Raw genomic sequence first — 17,018 nt, 5'->3', positions numbered from 1 at the left:
ATTGGCTGTAACAAAAAAAGGCATACTAAATAAATTGTACGTTGTATTTGTGTTTATCACACTTTTTTTGGTGGCTATAATTTTTAAGCTAACAAATATTCAATTTTCAAATGGTGAAAAATATAGAAGTTTATCTGAACAGCTTACTTTAAGAAATGACACCATTTTTGCAAATAGAGGAAGTGTTTTTTCTGATGATGGAAGTCTGTTAGCAACTTCAATGTCTCAATATGAAATTAGAATGGATGCTTTTACAATTGATGGTGAGGTATTTGAAAAAAATATTAGAAACTTATCTGTTGAGCTTTCAAAAATGTTAGGGAATTCTACTTCTCATTGGGAAACTAAAATTCGAAAGGCACGGAACACTAAAAACAGGTATTTGTTTATTGCAAGGAAGTTGGGGTATACCGATTATATGAAAATAAAAAGTTTTCCAATTTTTAACCTAGGAATGTATAAAGGTGGTTTTATAGCAGAACAATCTACCGTTAGGGCACATCCTTTAGGTAAAGTAGCAGAAAGAACTATTGGTTATGATGATTATAGAGGGGCGCCAGGAATTGAAGGTGCTTACAGAAAATATTTAACTGGAAAAAATGGTCTTAGAATGAAGCAAAAAATTGCCAAGGGTCAATGGAAACCAATTAATGATAATAATGAAAAAGAACCAATTAACGGAAAAGATATTGTAACAACATTAGATGTTAATATTCAGGATATAGCACACCATTCTTTGTTAAGGCAATTAGAGTTTTATGATGCGGAACATGGCTGTGTTGTGGTAATGGAAACAAAAACTGGTGAAATTAAAGCCATTTCAAATTTAGGTAGAAGTTCAGCAGGTAAATACTACGAGAAACGTAATTATGCAGTGTATGAATCTCATGAACCAGGTTCAGCTTTTAAAGTAATGGCAATGGTTGTTGCTTTGGAGTCTGGTAAAATTGATACAAGTACAGTTGTTGATACAGGAACAGGAAGGTATAGAATGTACGGTAGATATATTAATGATTCTCATAGAGGTGGTTATGGTAAAATTTCAGCAGCTCGTGCTTTGGAGGTATCATCAAATATTGGTTTTGCCAGATTAATTGAGGAAAATTTTGGTGAGAAGCCTGAGAAATTCATTAATGCATTAAAAAATATGAATTTGGGTAATAAGTTAGGGTTGCCAATTAAAGGAGAAGGTAGTCCGGAAATTCCAGCACCGGGCGATGATAAATGGAGTAAAAATGCATTGCCATCAATAGCTTATGGTTATAATTTAACGTTAACACCACTTCAAACATTAACTTTTTATAATGCCATTGCCAATAATGGAGAAATGGTGAAGCCTAAGTTTATAAAAGAAATTAGATCTTGGAATAAACATGTAGAATCTTTTGATAAGGTTGTTATAAATCCTTCAATATGTTCCAAAGAAACAATAAATAAAGTTCAAGAAATATTAAAGAATGTTGTTGTAAGAGGTACGGGTTCAAGGTTGTATTCCGAAGATTTTTCAATGGCAGGTAAAACGGGTACAGCGCGTACAGAATATTGGATGGATGATTGGGAAACTAACAGACGTTATATTTCTTCTTTTACAGGATATTTTCCAGCAGAAAACCCAAAATACTCTTGTATTGTTGTAATTCATAAACCAAATACAAAAACTGGTTTTTATGGAGCTGACGTATCTGGTCCTGTTTTTAAAGATATTGCTCAAAAAATTTACACAACAAATCATACAATTAACGAAATTGAAAATAAGACACCGGATTTTGAAAGTGTTAAAAACGATTTTGAGAAATATTATGCTATATCTAACAAGGAACTTAATTCAATCCCGAATGTAAAAGGAATGGCGGCTATGGACGCCATTTCTTTACTTGAAAATTTAGGGCTAAAAGTAAATTTTTCTGGAAACGGAAAAGTAGTTGAACAATCTCTTAATGAAGGTGAAAAATTAGTAAAAGGAGCAACAATAAATATAAAATTATCGTAATTGAAATTAGTAAAAGACATATTGTATAAAGTTAGCATTAATGCAGTTCAGGGAAGTACTGAAGTGTTTATTAATGCAATACAATTTGACTCAAGAAAGGTGCAATCCGATGATTTATTTGTAGCACAAAAAGGGTTGGTTTTTGATGGTCATAAATTTATTAACAAGGCTATAGAGCTTGGAGCAACAACAATTGTTTGTGAAGAGTTCCCTACTAATTTAATTGATAAAGTTACCTACATTAAAGTTCAAGATTCAAATGAAGCCTTGGCTATAATGGCATCAAATTATTATGATAATCCATCTTCAAAATTAAAATTAATTGGAGTAACAGGTACTAATGGTAAAACAACAATTGCCACTTTATTGTACAACTTATTTCAAAATGCAGGTTATAAAGCAGGGTTGTTATCAACTGTTAAAATATTAGTAAATAATAAAGCGTATGAGGCTACACATACAACACCAAATTCTTTATCAATAAACAAGTATTTAAATGAAATGGTTGAAGTAGGTGTAGATTATTGTTTTATGGAAGTAAGTTCACACGGAATTCATCAAAAAAGAACTGAAGGGTTACTTTTTGAAGGCGGTGTATTTACCAATTTAACACACGATCATTTAGATTATCACAAGTCATTTAAAGAATATAGAGATGTAAAGAAATCATTTTTTGACGGTTTACCTAAAACAGCTTTCGCTTTGGTAAATATGGACGATAAAAATGGTGCTGTAATGTTACAAAACACAGAAGCTAAAAAGTATTCATATGCATTAAAAACAATGGCTGATTTTAAAGCTAAAATTTTAGAAAATCAATTTTCAGGATTGTTTTTAAATATTAATTCTAATGAAGTATGTACAAAGTTAATAGGAAGTTTTAATGCATACAATTTATTGGCTGTTTATGGTGTATCACAGCTATTAGGTTTAGAACCTACTGAAGCATTAGCCTTAATTAGCAAATTGGAGAATGTAACTGGAAGGTTTCAACATTTCATTTCAAATGAAGGAATTACTGCAATAATTGATTATGCACATACTCCTGATGCATTACAAAATGTACTTGAAACAATAAATGATATAAGAACTGGAAATGAGCAAGTTATTACCGTTGTGGGATGCGGTGGAGACCGAGATAAAGCTAAACGCCCTGTTATGGGGCGTATAGCATCTCAATTAAGTACACAGGTAATTTTTACTTCTGATAATCCTAGAAGTGAAGATCCTCAAACTATTTTAAATGAAATTGAGGCGGGTGTTGATCCTCAAAATTTCAGAAAAACATTATCGGTTTTAGATAGAGCTCAGGCAATAAAAACGGCAACTAAACTCGCAAAAAAAGGCGATATTATTTTAATTGCCGGAAAAGGACATGAAACATATCAAGAGGTTAATGGAGTGCGTTCTCATTTTGATGATTACGAAAAAATATCACAATTATTAAAAGCTATAGAAAAATAAAACAATGTTATATTATTTATTCGAATATTTAGAAAAACATTATGATTTGGCAGGGGCAGGTTTGTTTCAATACATATCCTTTCGTTCTGCTATGGCTTTTATTGTTTCATTATTGTTTTCAACAATTTATGGAAAACGAATCATAAATTATTTACAGCACAAACAAGTTGGAGAATCGGTTAGGGATTTAGGATTGGAAGGTCAGGTTGAAAAAGCTGGAACACCAACAATGGGAGGAATTATTATAATACTTGCCACTTTAATCCCAGTACTATTATTTTCAATAATAGATAATGTTTATATAGTTATTTTATTAGTTACTACCATTTGGATGGGTACAATTGGTTTTATTGATGATTACATTAAAATATTTAAAAAAAATAAGCAAGGTTTAAAGGGAAGGTTTAAAATTTTAGGTCAGGTAACATTAGGAATTTTTGTGGGTGCAATGCTCTATTTTCATCCAAGTGTAACTATGAAAGAAAAATTGCCAGAAAAATTACAATATGAAACGGAAGAAGGTGTTCCGGTTTTATTTGCTGATGCAAAAAAATCAACAAGAACTACAATTCCATTTTTAAAGAATAACGAATTAGACTATGCAGCCGCTTTAGACTTATTTGGTGAAGGACTTAGGGATTATGCTTGGATATTATTTATACCAATTGTTATTTTTATAATAACAGCAGTTTCAAATGGTGCTAATTTAACTGATGGAATTGATGGATTGGCTGCAGGTTCTTCAGCTATAATTGTGTTGACTTTGGGGATTTTTGCCTGGGTTTCTGGTAATATCATTTTTGCCGATTATTTAGATGTTATGTACATTCCAAATTCTGGAGAAATGACTGTTTTTATTGCAGCTTTTGTTGGGGCTTTGGTTGGGTTTTTATGGTACAATACTTATCCAGCTCAAGTTTTTATGGGAGATACAGGAAGTTTGACTATAGGAGGAATTATAGCCGTTTTAGCTATTTCGGTTAGAAAGGAATTATTGATTCCAATTTTAGCAGGAATCTTTGTTGTTGAAAATTTATCGGTTGTTTTACAAGTTGGTTTTTTTAAATATACAAAGAAAAAATATGGAGAAGGAAGGCGCATATTTAAAATGTCACCATTGCATCATCATTATCAAAAATCGGGTTATCACGAAAGTAAAATTGTTACACGATTTTGGATTGTTGGGATTATGCTTGCGGTGCTAACAATAGTAACATTAAAGTTGCGATAAATGAAATTGGTTGTACTTGGAGCAGGAGAAAGTGGAGTGGGCACTGCTATTCTTGGAAAGCAAAAAGGATACGATGTTTTTGTTTCAGATAAAGGGGTAATTGCAGAGAAGTATAAAAAAGTTCTTTTAAATAATGACATTTCTTTTGAAGAAAAAAAGCATACAGAATCAAAAATATTTGATGCTGATATTGTAATGAAAAGCCCAGGAATACCTGATAAAGTTTCAATAGTAAAAGCATTGAAAAATAAGGGAATAAAAGTGATTTCTGAAATTGAATTTGCTTCAAAATATACCAAAGGTATTATTGTGGGAATAACTGGTTCAAACGGAAAAACCACAACTACAATGTTGGTTAACCATATTTTGAAGAAAGGAGATTTAAATGTTGGAATGGGTGGAAATATTGGAGAAAGTTTTGCACAGCAGGTTGCAGAAAACAACTTTGATATACACGTTTTGGAACTAAGTAGTTTTCAACTGGATGGAATTGAGTGTTTTGCACCACATATTGCAATAATTACAAATATTTCACCAGATCATTTAGATCGATATGATTATATGTTTGAAAACTATATCAATTCAAAATTTAGGATTACTGAAAATCAAACAGAAAACGATTTTTTGATTTATGATTATGATGATGAAGTGATTTCAAATTGGTTAAAAAATAATAAGGTTAAAGCAACACTATTGCCATTTTCACTAGAAACGGAATTAAAGCAAGGAGTGTTTTTAAAAGACAATAATATTGTAATAAAATATAAAACTGAAAATATAATAATGAATAAATCAACTTTAGCATTAAAAGGAAAGCACAACACAAAAAATGCAATGGCAGCTGCAATGGCGGCTTCATTATTAAAAGTTAGAAAAGAAGCCATCAGAGAAAGTCTAGAAGATTTTGAAGGAGCTGAGCATAGATTAGAATCTGTATTAAAAATTAATGGCGTTCAATATATCAACGATTCTAAAGCAACAAATGTGAATGCAACATTTTACGCATTAGACAGTATGAAAACTCCAACTGTTTGGATAGTTGGTGGTGTTGATAAAGGGAATGATTATTTGGATTTAATGCCATTGGTACGGGAAAAAGTGAAAGCTATTATTTGTTTAGGATTAGACAATCAAAAAATAGTGCAAACTTTTTGTAATGTAGTTGATTTAATAGTTGAAACTGCAGGTGCGGAGGAAGCTGTAAAAGTTGCATATAAAATTGCAGAAAAAGGAGATACTGTGTTATTGTCTCCAGCTTGTGCAAGTTTTGATTTATTTGATAATTATGAAGATAGAGGGAATCAATTTAAACAAGCAGTGAGAGAACTGTAAATGAAAAATATTTTAAAAAATATTGAGGGTGATCGTGCTATTTGGGCTATTGTAGGCTTTATGGCTTTATTGTCGTTTATGCCAGTTTATAGCGCAAGTACAAACTTGGTGTATGTTGCCAATTCTGGTACAACTACATACCATTTAATAAAGCACATAGTACTGTTATTCTTCGGTTTTTTAATTATTTATGGAGTCCATAAAATACCTTACAGGTATTTTAGCGGTGGTTCTGTTTTAATGCTTCCTTTAGTAATTGTTTTATTGCTATTTACATTAGCAAAAGGAACTGTAATTGGAGGTGCTAATGCAAGTAGATGGATTCAAATACCATTTATTGGAGTAGGCTTTCAAACATCAACTTTAGCAGGGTTGGTTTTAATGGTTTATGTAGCTAGATATTTAGCTCGAAATAAGGAAAAAGTTATCATTTTTAAAGAAAGTCTTTGGCAGCTATGGTTGCCTGTTGCAGTAACTTTAGCATTTATTTTACCAGCAAATTTATCAACAACAGCTATTATTTTTGCAATGATATTGTTATTAACTTTTATAGGAGGTTATCCTATTAAATATCTAGCTTCCATTGTGGGGATGGGAGTTTTAGGATTGGCTCTATTTGTGCTGACTGCAAAAGCATTTCCAAATGTGATGCCAAATAGAGTTGATACTTGGATTAGTAGAATAGAAAATTTTTCGGATAAAAATGCTGAAGAAGGTTATCAGGTTGAAAAAGCAAAAATTGCAATTGCCAGTGGTGGTTTGCAAGGAAGAGGTCCTGGAAAAAGTGTTCAAAAAAACTTTTTACCACAATCTTCTTCCGATTTTATTTTTGCCATAATTGTTGAAGAGTATGGATTAATATTTGGTGCCCTAACCGTAATTCTAATGTATTTTTTATTGCTATTTAGAATATTAGTAGCTGCAAAAAAAGCAACAACAGTTTTTGCTACATTATTAATTGTTGGTGTTGGTTTACCAATAATTTTTCAAGCAATTATAAATATGGCTGTAGCTGTAAATTTATTTCCAGTTACGGGGCAAACGTTACCATTAATTAGCAGTGGTGGAACTTCTATTTGGATGACATGTTTTGCCATTGGAATAATATTAAGTGTAACAGCTGATAAAGAAAAAATAATTAACTCAGAAAGTGAAGAAAACCCTTTAGATATTTTACATGAAGCAATCGATTAATATCATATTAAGTGGAGGTGGAACAGGAGGCCATATTTACCCTGCTGTATCAATAGCAAATGAGCTAAAAGGAAAATATCCTGAAGCAAAATTTTTGTTTGTTGGTGCAAAGGATAGAATGGAAATGGAAAAAGTTCCGCAAGCTGGTTATGAAATAAAAGGGTTATGGATTTCAGGATTGCAAAGAAGTTTATCATTAAAAAATTTAGCATTTCCATTTAAACTAATTAGTAGCTTATGGAATGCATTTAGAATTATTAAAAGATTTAAACCAACAATTGTTATTGGTACAGGTGGTTTTGCAAGTGGTCCAACATTGTATGCTGCGAGTTTAAAGGGAGTTAAAACATTAATTCAAGAGCAAAATTCTTATCCGGGTATAACAAATAAGTTGTTAAGTAAAAAAGCAAATAAAATTTGTGTTGCTTATGACGGATTAGAACGTTTTTTTCCTTCTGAAAAAATAATAAAAACTGGAAATCCAGTTCGTCAAGATTTGTTGGATGTTGCTAGTAAAAAAGAAGAAGCTAACATTTTTTTTAAATTAAAATCAGATAAAAAAACATTGGTAATTATTGGTGGTAGTTTAGGTGCAAGAGCTATTAATAATTTAATTGAAAAGCATATCAATTGGTTGGTAGAAAATAAAATTCAGGTAATATGGCAAACAGGTAAGTTGTACTATGATGAATTTAAAAAATATGATGATTTAGAGGGAGTGCAAACACACGCATTTTTAAATAGAATGGATTTAACCTATGCAGCGGCAGATGTTTTAATTAGCAGAGCAGGAGCAAGTTCAATTTCAGAATTATGTATTGTTGGTAAACCTGTAATTTTTATTCCATCACCTAATGTTGCTGAAGATCATCAAACAAAAAATGCGTTATCTGTTGTTACAAAAAATGCAGCCTTGCTGTTAAAAGAATCAGAATTAAAGATGTTTAAAACAATGTTCCTGGGATTGATAAATGATGTTGAATTACAACAGAAATTAAGTAAAAATATTAAAGCATTGGCATTGCCAAATGCTACAAAAGATATAGTAAAGGAAATTGAAAAATTAATAAATAGTTAGTTGAATTTAGAGCAAATACATAACGTTTATTTTATAGGTATTGGAGGAATCGGTATGAGTGCTATTGCAAATTATTTTAGAAGCAATGGTAAAAATGTGGCTGGATACGACAAAACACCTACTGAAATTACTAATTCGCTTCATAAAATGGGAATTGATATTCATTTTGAAGATGCTGTAAATTTAATTCCTAACGAATTTAAAAATGCTCAAAATACTGCAGTAATTTATACTCCGGCTGTTCCTAAAAATCATACGGAATTAACTTACTTTTTAAACAATAATTTCAATGTTTTAAAGAGGTCTGAGGTTTTAGGTGAAATTACCAAACACACTATTTGTTTGGCTGTTGCAGGTACGCATGGAAAAACAACAACTTCAACTATTTTAGGTCATATTTTAAAAGAGGCAAATATAAATGCTACTTCTTTTTTAGGTGGAATTTCTGAGAATTATAATTCAAATTTAATTATTGGAGGAAATGAAGTTTCTGTAGTTGAAGCCGATGAATTTGATCGATCTTTTTTAAAGCTTTCGCCAAATATTGCATGTGTAACTTCAATGGATGCAGATCATTTGGATATTTATGGTAAACATTCAGAATTGGAAAAGTCTTTTCAGGAATTTGCAAATAAAGTTACTGACAAATTAATAGTAAAAAAAGGATTGCCAATTGCTGGGCAAACTTTTGGATTAGAAGAAGATGCAGATTATAATGCTTATAATATTAGGATAGAAAAAGGAGCTTATATTTTTAATGTTAAAACACCAACAGAAAACATTGAGAACATAAAAATTAATCTACCAGGAAAACATAATGTGCTAAATGCGGTGGCGGCTTTGGCAATGGCAAACAGTTTTGGAATATCATTACAAGTCATTGCTAAAGCTTTACTTTCATTTAAAGGAATAAAAAGACGCTTTTCATATAAAATAAAAACTGAAAATTTAGTATTGATTGATGATTACGCACATCATCCAACCGAAATTAATGCAGTTGTTGATTCGGTAAGAGAAATGTATCCTAAACAGCAAGTTTTAGGAGTTTTTCAGCCACATTTATATAGTAGAACAAGAGATTTTGCAAATGATTTTGCACAAAGTTTATCGCGTTTTGATGAATTAATTTTATTGGATATATATCCGGCTCGAGAATTACCAATTGAAGGAGTAAATTCGGAGTGGTTATTAAATAAAATTAATTGTAAAAACAAACGACTTTCATCAAAACAAAATTTGATTGAAAATATATTAAAATCTAACGCACAAATTATAGTTGTAATTGGTGCGGGTGATATAGGTGAGTTAGTTGAAAATATAAAAAATAATTTGACAGTTGAAAATTAATTGGAATTACATAAAAGGTCTCTTTTTACTAGGGTTAGTAGTCTTTTTATATGGGTTTTCACACCATAAACACAGTACTAAAAAAGTACATGATGTTGCTGTAGAATTTGAAGAAGGAAACAACCTTTTTATGAATTATGAAATGGTTAATAAATTGTTAATACAAAATGGAAAGACGGTTAAAAATCAAGCAAAAACTGTTATAGATTTACACAAACTAGAGAAGACTGTTTTATTACATTCTATGGTAGAAAATGCATCGGTTTTTTTAACAGTTGATGGTTTGCTGAAAACTAAAATAAAACAGCGAACACCTATTGCAAGAGTTATATCTGATACTAAAAGTTATTATATTGATAAACAGGCTAAAATAATGCCAATATCAGAAAATCACTCGGCTAGAGTTTTACTGATTTCAGGTAATGTTATGGAGTCTGATAAGGATGAAATTTACCTTTTAGTAACTCAAATAATGAATGATGAGTTTTTAAAAAAACAAATTATTGGCGTGTATAAAACGCAACAAAATGAGTTTATTTTAGAAACAAGAATTGGGAAACAAAAAATAGAATTAGGTAAAATTGAAAATTTAAATTTAAAATTTAAAAACCTAAAATCATTTTTCAATAAAACAATGGCGGATAATTCAATAGATAATTATACATCAATTAATTTAAAATATAACAACCAGGTTGTTTGCACAAAAAAGTAGGGTATGGAACATAATGATATTTCAGTAGGATTAGATATAGGAACAACAAAAATTGTTGCTATGATAGGTCGTAGAAATGAATATGGGAAAATAGAGTTGCTTGGTACAGGAAAAGCAAAGAGTTTGGGTGTACACCGTGGAGTTGTTAATAATATTACGCAAACCATACAGTCTATTCAAATGGCTGTTGATGAAGCTATTGCTGTTTCAGGAATTAAAATTGATGAAGCTGTTGTTGGTATTGCAGGGCAGCATATTAGAAGCTTACAACATAGTGATTATATAACAAGACCAAATTCTGAAGAGGTTATTTGTGATGAAGATCTTGAGAAGCTGGAAAAACAAGTTCATAAATTGGTGATGCTTCCAGGTGAAGAAATTATTCATGTACTTCCACAGGAGTTTAAAGTTGACGGACAAGCAGAAATTACAGAACCTGTTGGTATGTATGGAGGAAGGTTGGAAGCTAATTTTCATGTTGTTGTTGGGCAGGTTTCTTCCATTAGAAATATTGGGCGTTGTATTAAAAGTGCCGGACTAAATTTAGCGGGTATTACTTTAGAACCTTTGGCATCTGCCGAAGCAGTTTTAAGTACTGAAGAAAAAGAAGCAGGTGTTGCATTAATTGATATTGGAGGTGGAACAACAGATTTAGCAATTTTTAAAAATGGTATTATTCGTCATACTGCGGTTATTCCATTTGGAGGAAATGTTATTACAGAAGATATAAAAGAAGGTTGTTCAATTATTGAAAAACAAGCCGAGTTATTAAAAACCAAATTTGGTTCAGCTTGGCCAGGTGAAAATAAGGATAATGAAATAGTTTCTATTCCAGGTTTAAGAGGAAGAGATCCTAAAGAAATTACTTTAAAAAACCTTTCAAAAATTATACATGCACGTGTTGTAGAAATTATTGAACAAGTTTTTTTAGAAATAAAAAATTACGGACACGAAGAACCAAAGAAAAAATTAATTGCAGGTATTGTTTTAACTGGTGGTGGCGCACAATTAAAACATTTAAAACAATTGGTTGAATATATTACTGGAATGGATACCAGAATTGGATATCCAAACGAAAATTTAGCTGGAGATTCGGATGAAAGTTTTTCAAGCCCACAATATGCAACTGCTGTTGGATTATTAATGAATGGATTGAATAGGCTGGATAAGAAAAAAGTAAAAACATTGCAAGAGGAGTCGCTCAAGGAAGAAACTATAAGTGAAAAAGAAAATGAAGTTGAGGAAATACCTGAAGAAACAAAAGAACCTAAAAAGTCAATTTTTGAAAAATGGGGAGATAAATTCAGAGATTTTTTAGACAACGCAGAATAAATAAAAAAGAAAGAAAAAGACCAATAAACACCAATAAATTAACATTATGAGCAGTTCAGATTTTAACAACATTTCATTCGATTTACCAAAAAATCAGTCAAACGTTATAAAAGTCATTGGAGTAGGTGGAGGAGGAAGTAATGCAGTGAATCATATGTATTCACAAGGCATTAATGGAGTAGATTTTGTAATTTGTAATACAGATGCCCAAGCTTTACAAAATAGTCCTATCCCAACAAAAATTCAATTAGGAGTTACCTTAACAGAAGGTTTAGGTGCTGGTGCAAATCCAGAAGTTGGTGAACAAGCTGCAATGGAAAGTATTGAAGAAATAAAAGATATGTTATCTTCTAATTCTAAAATGGTATTTATAACTGTTGGAATGGGTGGTGGTACAGGAACTGGTGCTGCGCCAATAATTGCAAAAGTTGCTCGTGAATTAGATTTGTTAACTATTGGTATTGTTACAATTCCTTTTTCTTTTGAAGGAAAAATGCGTAACGATCAAGCTCAAAAAGGAATTGAAAGATTACGTGAATATGTAGATTCTTTAGTAGTTATAAATAACAATAAACTAAGAGAAGTTTATGGAAATCTTGGTTTTAAAGCAGGTTTTTCAAAAGCTGATGAGGTTTTATCAACAGCTTCACGTGGTATTGCAGAAGTAATTACACATCATTATACTCAAAATATTGATTTAAAAGATGCTAAAACAGTGCTTTCAAATAGTGGCACTGCTATTATGGGATCTGCAACGGCATCAGGTATGAACAGGTCTGAAGAGGCTATATCTAAAGCATTAGATTCTCCTTTATTAAATGATAACAAAATTACGGGCGCTAAAAATGTATTGTTATTAATTGTTTCTGGGGCGGAAGAAATTACAATTGATGAAATAGGTGAAATAAACGATTTTATTCAGGCTGAAGCAAAATCAGATGTAAATATAATAATGGGTGTTGGTGAAGATGAAAGTTTAGGTGATGCAATTGCTGTTACTATTGTTGCTACAGGTTTTAATAAAGATCAACAACATGAAATCTCAAATACTGAAGCTAAAAAAATAATTCATACACTTGGTGATGACCAAGAGGCTTCTTTCGATTTTTCGGAAAAAAAGATTGTTGACACCACTTCAAAAGATGTAAATAAACCTTTAAATGTTAAACCAATTGAACAAGAGAAAATTGTTTATGATTTAGGCGAAGCATTAGAAGAGGATACTTTTGAAATAATTCCAACAACAGAATTTATTAAAAATATTGATGTAGTTTATGAAGAAATCTCAATTGAAGATGTGAATGAAGATGATTTTGTAATTACACCAATTGTAGCTGAAAGTAATAAAGAACTAATAGTTGAAGAAGAAAAGCAAATTGAATTTACCTTTGATATTCCAATTTCTCAAATTAAAAATAAGCCAGAAGCTGATGAACCTGAAATAGATATTAATGCTATTGAAGTAATAGACCATAAAGAGGTTGAGCCAGTTAAGAAAATAGAAGAGGATGTATATTTTACTTTAGAAGATTATACAGAATTAGAAGAGAATTTATCAAAAGCTTCAAAACCAACTATTTCTGAAAATAAAGAAGTTGTAAATGAAGAACTAAATTTTACACTTCGTTCGGAAGTTGACACTCAAATAAATGTGAATGATCAAATTGTTATTGATCATAAAGAAGTTTCTCCGTTAGATTTAACAATAGCTGAATTACAAAAAAGGGCTGCAGAACGAAGAGAAAAAATGAAAAATTTTAATTATAAATTCATCAATAAAGTAAATCAGAATATTGATGAAATAGAAAAAGAGCCAGCTTATAAAAGAATGGGAGTTCAATTAAACGAAACATCACATTCATCTGAAAATAATCAATCCAGAACAACATTGGATATGGATGAAAATGATGATTTGAAATTTAGATCAAACAATTCTTTTTTACATGATAACGTAGATTAAAAATATTGCCCAAAGACAGGAACCCTTAGATTAATTTTCTAAGTTTTAGACCCGAAAATCTTAAAGAAATTAAAGATTTTCGGGTTCTTTTTTTTTATCTTCGCACAACAAAACGATAATTATGAGTTTACAGCAAGAATTAATGGTTAAAATAAAAGAAGCAATGAAATCTAAAGATAAAGTTGCTTTAGAATCTTTAAGAGCCATAAAATCGGAAATATTATTGGCTCAAACAAAAACTGGAGCTTCAGAAGATTTAACAAAAGATGAGGAAATTAAGTTACTTCAAAAATTAGTTAAACAAAGAAAAGATAGTGCAGCTTTATACTTAGAGCAAGGTAGAGATGATTTAGCGAATCCAGAATTAGCTCAAGTAGAGATTATTGCTCAGTTTTTACCTGAACAAATGAATGAGGATGAGTTGAAGAAAATAGTTGCAGGAATTATTGAAACAGTAGGAGCAACTTCAATGAAAGATATGGGTAAGGTTATGGGGATAGCTTCAAAACAATTAGCTGGTAAAGCTGACGGAAAAGCAATTTCTAATGCTGTAAAACAATTATTAGGTTAAAATTTTAAGGCCTCGTGGCGCAACTGAATAGCGCACTGGATTTCGGCTCCAGCGGTTGCAGGTTTGAATCCTGCCGGGGTCACTAGAGTAACATTCAAATAACCCTAAATCCTTGTAAACACTATGTTTTAAATGGTTTTTAAAGATTTAGGAGTATATAGAATTTGATTCTATTTGATATAAAATGGTAGCTAAGTGTCTGCTTTTTTGAAAGGTGTCTGCTCAGCAGACACTTTCAAATAATCAAAGGAAAAATTAGTATAGTAGATTTGACTTTCGTCACAAACAATGTTTAACATTTAAAAAGACGACTGCTATGCGCACAAAAACAACTTTTTCGACAATCTTTTGGCTGCAAAGTTCAAGAGCAATTAATAATGAAGCATTATTATATGCAAGAATTACAGTTAATCAAAAAAGGCTTAATGTAAGTCTTAAAAAGAAAATAACTGTTTCAATTTGGGACCCAAAATTAAAAAAAGCAAAAGGAAAATCCGCCGAAGCCAAGCAAATAAACCAGTATTTAACGCAAGTAAATGCACAATTATTTCAGATTTACCAAGATTTAAGTTTTAAAAATCAACTAATTACCGCCCAATTAATTAAATCTAACTTTTTAGGAGAGGGAGAGAACCATAAAACACTTAATGAAATAATAGAGTATCATTCAAGTAAAATGAAATCCACTTTTGCAAAAGGAACAATTATAAATTATGGTATTACTGAAAACTATATTTCTAAATTTTTGGAGCAAAAAAGGAAAACATCTGATATTTATTTAAATCAATTAGATTATAAATTTTTATGTGATTTTGAAGATTTCCTTCATAATTTATGGCCAAAAGGGCATCCCAAAGCACTAGGTCAAAATACAGTCATTAAACACATCCAAAGACTTCGGAAATTAGTTACGCTTTCATTTCATTTAGAATGGATTAATAAGGACCCTTTTATCAGATGGAAGCCAATTTTTGAAAAAACAAATAGACAATTTCTTTCAGATAATGAACTTTCAAATCTAGAGACGTATGATTTTATTTCAGAAAGATTAGACAGGGTTCGTGATTTATTTATTTTTAGTTGCTATACTGGGATTGCCTATGTAGATTTAATGAAGTTAACAAAAAACAATATAGCAATAGGAATCGATGGAAATCAATGGATAATTACAAAAAGGCAAAAAACAAAAACACCTGTAAAAGTTCCAATTTTAGAAAGGACTAAAGCAATAATTGATAAATATGATAACCATCCAATGACACAAGTAACAGGAATGTTGTTACCGTCAATTACTAATGAGAAATTAAATGTGTTTTTAAAGGAGGTAGCAAATTTTTGCGGTATCAAAAAGAACCTAACTTTTCATATGGCACGACATACATTTGCAACAACTGTAACCTTAACAAACGGAGTACCAATAGAAACCGTTTCAAAATTATTAGGACATACAAAAATTTCCACAACACAAATTTATGCACGTGTAATTGAAAGAAAAGTAAGCGATGATATGAATAATTTAAAGGAGGTTTTAAACATCAAAAAGCATCAAAACAATACAAACAACGAGGAATCAGTAAGTTGATGTTAGAAATATATTTCAGATTTTTCTAATCTTTTTAGTATTTTTAAACACTAAAAAAATTGAAAACCTACTATGAAGAAAATTAAATCCCTTATTAAAAGGTATGGAATAACTATTTCAAATATTGAAAAATCGGATGCTAAAACTCTGACAAAACTAAATAAGTGCATAGCACTTTCTCAAGAGTGTTTAAACCAACTTCGAGTACATATTAGAGAACACGATTTTGTTTCTCAAGAAGAAGAAATAGATTTCTTTAAACATAAGAAGCCTAAGATTTATGGTAAATTGAAATTTTTCGCACATCAACTAAATTTCCTCTCAGAATGTCCCGATTCTAGTATTGGAATTCAAAAAATATTTATTAATAAAGCACTTAAGAAGCTTGAATCTGAGAAAAAAAAGAATTTAACTTTTTACAAATATTACAATCACAATGAAACCAGTTTTGATGATAAATACTTTGTAAGAGGCAATAATCAATTAGATCTTTTTAGCAATACTTTTCATCTAAATAAAGACCCACAATTTTCAACTAGCCACGATTTAGTTGTAGCAGAAATTATTGCTTATGATTTGATAATTGATTATTACAAAAGAAAATTAGAATCATTCAAATTAAATAATTCCCAAATAGTTGTAAAAGAAGTTCTACCAAAAATATTATCTAATCTACCTTGGACGGCTTCAAAAACAGATTTAGTAGAATTGCTATATGCTTTAAATGCTTCAGGAGCTATTAAAAATGGAGAGGCTGAAATGAAAAAACTAGTTGAGATTTGTAAACAGCTTTTTGGTATAGATCTAGGTAATATTTACAAAACATATAGCGAAATTAAGGTAAGAGAGAATGACCCTACAAAATTTTTAGATTTGATGAAAATCAACCTAATTAGAAAATTGAATTCTGAACAATAAAAAATATAAAATCTTGATATTCAGTTTTATATATTTTTCGAAATGTTAATTTTTTTCGGTAGTCGGGTTCAACTACCGAAAACCCATTTTAAGACGTTTTTTCATCTGAAAAACGTCTTTTTTTATCTTCTTTTTTTACTTTTTGTAAAAAGAGAATCCTAAAACTTCACAACTTCAAACAAAACAAAAATAATATTTTATTAAATGACTTATTATCAACTCAGTAACATTTTTGAAATGTTAAATTTCTTCGGTAGTCGGGTTCAACTACCGAAGAAATCTCATCAAAACTTCACAGCTTTGCAGA

General features: G+C 30.5%; 13 protein-coding genes and 1 tRNA gene. All 14 read left to right on the top strand.

All coding sequences use genetic code 11. The annotated features are described in order from the left end of the window. Position 1: 1 nt before the first annotated feature. The 14 genes from BX611_RS01500 (at position 2) to BX611_RS01435 (ending at position 16,711) form a co-directional block, all read left to right on the top strand. Entirely contained in the window at positions 2–1,990 is a 1,989-nt protein-coding gene (locus BX611_RS01500) for a penicillin-binding protein (RefSeq protein ID WP_181897224.1), read from the top strand. Next, on the top strand, positions 1,991–3,454 hold the full coding sequence (locus BX611_RS01495) for a UDP-N-acetylmuramoyl-L-alanyl-D-glutamate--2,6-diaminopimelate ligase (RefSeq protein ID WP_115877720.1): 1,464 nt from the start codon (positions 1,991–1,993) through the stop codon (positions 3,452–3,454). A 4-nt stretch (positions 3,455–3,458) separates the two neighbouring features. Beyond that, positions 3,459–4,685 carry a phospho-N-acetylmuramoyl-pentapeptide-transferase gene (mraY, locus tag BX611_RS01490; protein WP_115877719.1) on the top strand — a complete coding sequence of 409 codons (1,227 nt, stop codon included), beginning with the start codon at positions 3,459–3,461 and terminating at the stop codon, positions 4,683–4,685. Continuing rightward, positions 4,686–6,017: a UDP-N-acetylmuramoyl-L-alanine--D-glutamate ligase gene (gene murD, locus BX611_RS01485; RefSeq protein ID WP_115877718.1), complete on the top strand. Its 1,332-nt coding sequence runs from the start codon at positions 4,686–4,688 to the stop codon at positions 6,015–6,017. Then, positions 6,018–7,211 carry an FtsW/RodA/SpoVE family cell cycle protein gene (locus BX611_RS01480; protein WP_115877717.1) on the top strand — a complete coding sequence of 398 codons (1,194 nt, stop codon included), beginning with the start codon at positions 6,018–6,020 and terminating at the stop codon, positions 7,209–7,211. It begins immediately after the preceding gene. Further along, positions 7,195–8,289, top strand: a complete 1,095-nt coding sequence (gene murG / locus BX611_RS01475) for an undecaprenyldiphospho-muramoylpentapeptide beta-N-acetylglucosaminyltransferase (protein ID WP_115877716.1) — start codon at positions 7,195–7,197, stop codon at positions 8,287–8,289. The genes BX611_RS01480 and murG overlap by 17 nt, the downstream gene beginning before the upstream one ends. Next, complete coding sequence (murC, locus tag BX611_RS01470; RefSeq protein WP_115877715.1) at positions 8,290–9,636, top strand: UDP-N-acetylmuramate--L-alanine ligase; 1,347 nt, start codon at positions 8,290–8,292, stop codon at positions 9,634–9,636. It begins immediately after the preceding gene. Beyond that, positions 9,626–10,348, top strand: coding sequence for a cell division protein FtsQ/DivIB (locus tag BX611_RS01465; protein ID WP_115877714.1), 723 nt, complete (start codon positions 9,626–9,628; stop codon positions 10,346–10,348). The genes murC and BX611_RS01465 overlap by 11 nt, the downstream gene beginning before the upstream one ends. Before the next feature lie 3 nt (positions 10,349–10,351). Further along, the gene (ftsA, locus tag BX611_RS01460) at positions 10,352–11,680 is read left to right on the top strand and encodes a cell division protein FtsA (protein ID WP_115877713.1); all 1,329 of its coding nucleotides are present in this window, start codon (positions 10,352–10,354) and stop codon (positions 11,678–11,680) included. Between the two features lie 46 nt (positions 11,681–11,726). Beyond that, the gene (gene ftsZ, locus BX611_RS01455) at positions 11,727–13,640 is read left to right on the top strand and encodes a cell division protein FtsZ (RefSeq protein WP_240324950.1); all 1,914 of its coding nucleotides are present in this window, start codon (positions 11,727–11,729) and stop codon (positions 13,638–13,640) included. A gap of 121 nt (positions 13,641–13,761) precedes the next feature. Beyond that, a complete protein-coding gene (locus BX611_RS01450) occupies positions 13,762–14,211 on the top strand; it encodes a GatB/YqeY domain-containing protein (RefSeq protein WP_115877711.1) in 450 nt (149 codons plus the stop codon). 8 nt (positions 14,212–14,219) lie between these two features. After that, positions 14,220–14,293: transfer RNA gene (locus BX611_RS01445), tRNA-Arg, on the top strand. A 234-nt stretch (positions 14,294–14,527) separates the two neighbouring features. Continuing rightward, the gene (locus BX611_RS01440; RefSeq protein ID WP_115877710.1) at positions 14,528–15,793 is read left to right on the top strand and encodes a site-specific integrase; all 1,266 of its coding nucleotides are present in this window, start codon (positions 14,528–14,530) and stop codon (positions 15,791–15,793) included. Positions 15,794–15,865: 72 nt separating this feature from the next. Then, a complete protein-coding gene (locus BX611_RS01435) occupies positions 15,866–16,711 on the top strand; it encodes an RteC domain-containing protein (protein WP_115877709.1) in 846 nt (281 codons plus the stop codon). Positions 16,712–17,018: the final 307 nt, after the last annotated feature.

Source organism: Lutibacter oceani, from assembly GCF_003384935.1.
Taxonomy (GTDB): Bacteria; Bacteroidota; Bacteroidia; order Flavobacteriales; family Flavobacteriaceae; genus Lutibacter; species Lutibacter oceani.
Note: the sequence above shows the minus strand (reverse complement) of the source record. Positions and strands in the feature narration are given on the sequence as shown.

Bases quoted from the DNA above. Each gene is read 5' to 3' on its own strand.
- mraY (WP_115877719.1), top strand. From the start codon at position 3,459: ATGTTATATTATTTATTCGAATATTTAGAAAAACATTATGATTTGGCA.
- BX611_RS01480 (WP_115877717.1), top strand. From the start codon at position 6,018: ATGAAAAATATTTTAAAAAATATTGAGGGTGATCGTGCTATTTGGGCT.
- murD (WP_115877718.1), top strand. From the start codon at position 4,686: ATGAAATTGGTTGTACTTGGAGCAGGAGAAAGTGGAGTGGGCACTGCT.
- BX611_RS01450 (WP_115877711.1), top strand. From the start codon at position 13,762: ATGAGTTTACAGCAAGAATTAATGGTTAAAATAAAAGAAGCAATGAAA.
- BX611_RS01440 (WP_115877710.1), top strand. From the start codon at position 14,528: ATGCGCACAAAAACAACTTTTTCGACAATCTTTTGGCTGCAAAGTTCA.
- ftsZ (WP_240324950.1), top strand. From the start codon at position 11,727: ATGAGCAGTTCAGATTTTAACAACATTTCATTCGATTTACCAAAAAAT.
- BX611_RS01435 (WP_115877709.1), top strand. From the start codon at position 15,866: ATGAAGAAAATTAAATCCCTTATTAAAAGGTATGGAATAACTATTTCA.
- ftsA (WP_115877713.1), top strand. From the start codon at position 10,352: ATGGAACATAATGATATTTCAGTAGGATTAGATATAGGAACAACAAAA.
- murG (WP_115877716.1), top strand. From the start codon at position 7,195: ATGAAGCAATCGATTAATATCATATTAAGTGGAGGTGGAACAGGAGGC.